2 protein-coding genes and 4 pseudogenes are annotated in these 3118 nt (G+C 59.5%); 1 reads left to right on the top strand and 5 read right to left on the bottom strand.

Annotation, left to right across the window (positions count from 1 at the left end):
• The 4 genes and pseudogenes from MB824_RS07900 to MB824_RS07885 all read right to left on the bottom strand — a co-directional run.
• Positions 1–186: pseudogene (locus tag MB824_RS07900) on the bottom strand (hypothetical protein); the annotation flags it as partial.
• Positions 183–428: pseudogene (locus tag MB824_RS11725) on the bottom strand (integrase core domain-containing protein); the annotation flags it as partial. The pseudogenes MB824_RS11725 and MB824_RS07900, both read right to left, overlap by 4 nt.
• A 48-nt stretch (positions 429–476) precedes the next feature.
• Positions 477–668: pseudogene (locus MB824_RS11720) on the bottom strand (IS481 family transposase); the annotation flags it as partial.
• Between the two features lie 284 nt (positions 669–952).
• Entirely contained in the window at positions 953–1825 is an 873-nt protein-coding gene (locus tag MB824_RS07885) for an alpha/beta fold hydrolase (RefSeq protein WP_238747855.1), read from the bottom strand.
• A 265-nt stretch (positions 1826–2090) separates the two neighbouring features.
• On the opposite strand from MB824_RS07885, the gene MB824_RS07880 reads away from it, so the two are divergent.
• Positions 2091–2654 carry a phosphatase PAP2 family protein gene (locus MB824_RS07880; protein ID WP_238747853.1) on the top strand — a complete coding sequence of 188 codons (564 nt, stop codon included), beginning with the start codon at positions 2091–2093 and terminating at the stop codon, positions 2652–2654.
• Positions 2655–2740: 86 nt separating this feature from the next.
• On the opposite strand, the pseudogene MB824_RS07875 reads toward MB824_RS07880, so the two are convergent.
• Positions 2741–3118: pseudogene (locus MB824_RS07875) on the bottom strand (hypothetical protein); the annotation flags it as partial.

The following is a 3118-nucleotide window of genomic DNA, read 5'->3' as shown; positions in this document are numbered from 1 at the left end:
CAGCACCGACAGCGCCACCGTGCCGTAGCCGCTGCCGATTAAGGGGGCGACGGCGGCCGAATGGATGGCGCCCAGCGCCAGCAGCACCGCGGCAACCACCGGCGCGCCGTAGCGGTATTCTTCGGCGGAACGGTAGCGCAGCCGCACAATGGCGGCGGCATCGTTAAACAAAGCCAGCAGATTCATGGTGTGTAGAAATTAACCGCGTTATTTACACCACAGGTTGAGAAAGGATGCCTGAGCACTTCAAAGGGCGTATCCCCTTTCAGGCTGCTGTGGGGCTTGACGGTATTGTAGAAATTCACAAAGCGGCACAGTTCCTTTTGCCGATGTTCAGGGCTGTCAAACTCTTGCTTTTCATGCCACATCTCCATAATCGTCCGTATTACCCTTTCGGCTTTGCCGTTAGTCTGCGGACGGGCAGGACGGGTAATTGTAGAAATCAACAGCGTTGTTTACACGTAATACGCCTGCTTGAAGCGGTTGTTGGTACTGTTTTGCGGCACGAGCAGCCTGCCGCGCGCGGCTTTGAGTATGCGGTAGATGGCGGGGCGGCTGACCATGTAACGGCGCGCAAGGGAAGTAACGCTCTCTTTTCCCTGTGTGTAGGCCGTCCAGATGGCTTGGCGGTGATGCGGGGTAAGGCGGGTGTTTTTGTGCATGTTGATGACAGTATTGTCCTTGGAATACTGCAAACAACGCTAGGGTTTTCTACAGATGATGGTGGTTGTCATAGTAGTCTCCTGTACAAAGAAAAACAGAAATTTAAGGCAGCCTGAAAGGGCAAACGGATTTTCACTTCGCCGAAGCTTCGCTTTCAGACGGCATCGGATGCAGCCTGAAAGGGGGCTGGCTTGGTAACGCCGCTGCCTTGCGCGGGCGGCGTTTTCCGCTTTCAGGCTGCCTTGGCCGGCGTTTGGAAAAGGCAGCCTGAAAACGGGAAAACAGCGTTTCAGACGGCCTTTGCGGTTTCGCGCCGTATCAGCCGCAGGATTTCGTCGGCGAGTTCTGCCGCGCCGTCAAGCGGGACGTAATGCCCTGAGCGTGGGGCGACGGTATGCCGTCCGTGCGGCGATTGGGCGGCGCGCTGTGCGTGCAGTGCGTTCAGGCGGACGCGGGTGTTGCGGCTGATGCCACTGCCGGGCAGTGCGCCGGAAACGATGCTGACGGGGATGCTGCCGGTGTCGGGCGGATTGCTGCGCCAGATGTGCAGTTCGTCCAGAAAGGTGCGCGACTGTGCGGCGCAGGTGCGGAACACGGCGGCGCTCATGCCGTCGCGGCGCAGGTCGGCGGCGGCATCGGCGGGCAGCGCGGCCAGCAGGCGGCGGTAGAACAGCGGCAGCAGCCGCAGTTGCGCCAAAATGCGGTGGGCGGCAATGCCGATGCGCTCGGCGCGGCGGAAGGCGGGGGAGAACAGCGCGTCGTCGGCTTCGTCGGCGGGGTCGGCCAAAACCAGTCCGGCGATGCGCTCGGGACGCTGGGCGGCGGCAAGGCGCACGATCGCGCCGCCCGCGCTGTGGCCGACCAGGATGTAGCGGGGCGCGGCGAAATGATCCAGCAGGGCATTGAGATCGGCAGCCATGCGCCCAAGGCTGCGTCCCTGCGGATCGGGGTCGGACAATCCCAGCCCGGCGCGGTCGTAAACAATGGCGCGGGCGCAAGCGGCAATCTGCGGCTGCACCCGCGCCCAAATGGAGCGGGTGCTTGCGCCGCCGCCTTCAAACACGACGGTGATGCCGCTGTCTGCCGCCGGCGGCAAAACTTGCGCATACAGGCGGCGGCCGTCGGGGAGCGGGATGTATTCGGGTGTGCCTTGGCTGTGCATGGGGTTTCCTTGTTTAATGGCTTTCAGGCTGCCTTTTTATGCTTTCTGCTTTCCAGCAGCGATATGTGCCAAACTTAGCTAACAACTACGGTAATCATTATCGTGCCAAAAGCCGCACACCGTTGCAACAAATCAAACTATGAAATTTACTGCTTCAAAACACTTTCAGGCTGCCTAAAAATATTTCACCAGCATGAAAACGGCTAATTTATCGCTAATTCTGCGTGTTTATAGTGCGCCGTTTCGAGTAAGCCCACTAAAAATTATGGACTTTCTGCACGCGCTGAATCACAGTTTGTTTCTTTGGATCAATGCCGATGACGACGCGCATCCGGCGGTGATTGAGCTGGCTTTGTTTGTGGCGGAATACATAACGGCGGCGGTGATGGTGGCGGTAGGGTTTTACCTGCTGCTACACCATCGCCGCCGCCGTATGTTGTGTGTAAACGTGCTGCTGAGCCTGCTGCTGGGTATGGCGGCGGCCTATCTGATTCGTCTGGGCTGGCACCATGCGCGGCCGTTTGCGTTGGGGCTGGGCACCAATTTTTTGGAACACAGCGCTTCTTCGTCTTTTCCCAGCAAGCATTTCACCGCGGTGGTATCGCCGCTGGCAAGCATGTGCCTGTTTGCGGTAACGCGTACCGCAGGCTTGCTGGGACTGGCGGTATCATTGCCGGTGGCTTGGTCGCGCATTTATCTGGGCGTACATTGGCCGCTGGATATGGCCGGGGCGCTGCTGGTCGGCTTTGCTTCGGCGCTGGCGGCAAAATGGCTGCTCTTTTCGCTGCGCTCGGTATGGCAGAAAAAATGGGAAAAGATGAGCAATTAGAAAGACGGCAAATAGCAAAAAGGTGCGCATAACGCACCTTATTTTTGCTTTCAGGCTACCTGAAACCCTGTTCAGGCATCAATAAATCAATTCCCCGGCGGCGCCTGCTGCATCTGCTGCATATTACGCAAAGCCTGTTCCATATCGATCCAGCCGGCGGCGGCGAAGACGCCGAATAAGAGCAGATAGGCGATGCCCATCACCAACAGGCTGGCCAGATAGCCCAACAGTACGCGGCTGCCGCGCTGGCCGCCCAGGCGCATCAGGCCGATGGCCTGCGCCCAGAAAGTCCACAGCCCCCACAACAGCGACAGCGGCGCCAGCTCGGGCAGATACAGCACCAAGAGCGTCGGCAGCGCCAGGGCTTCGCTGGAGAGAATATAGCCGCGCAGCGGCAGCCTGGGCGCGCCGAAGTAATGCAGCACGGCGGCTATGCAGTGCGACAGCGCCAGCCAGCGCACGCC

The sequence above is a fragment of the Kingella pumchi genome (genome assembly GCF_022288825.1).
Taxonomy (GTDB): Bacteria; Pseudomonadota; Gammaproteobacteria; order Burkholderiales; family Neisseriaceae; genus Kingella_D; species Kingella_D pumchi.
Note: the sequence above shows the minus strand (reverse complement) of the source record. Positions and strands in the feature narration are given on the sequence as shown.

Bases quoted from the DNA above. Each gene is read 5' to 3' on its own strand.
- MB824_RS07885 (WP_238747855.1), bottom strand. From the start codon at position 1,825: ATGCACAGCCAAGGCACACCCGAATACATCCCGCTCCCCGACGGCCGC.
- MB824_RS07880 (WP_238747853.1), top strand. From the start codon at position 2,091: ATGGACTTTCTGCACGCGCTGAATCACAGTTTGTTTCTTTGGATCAAT.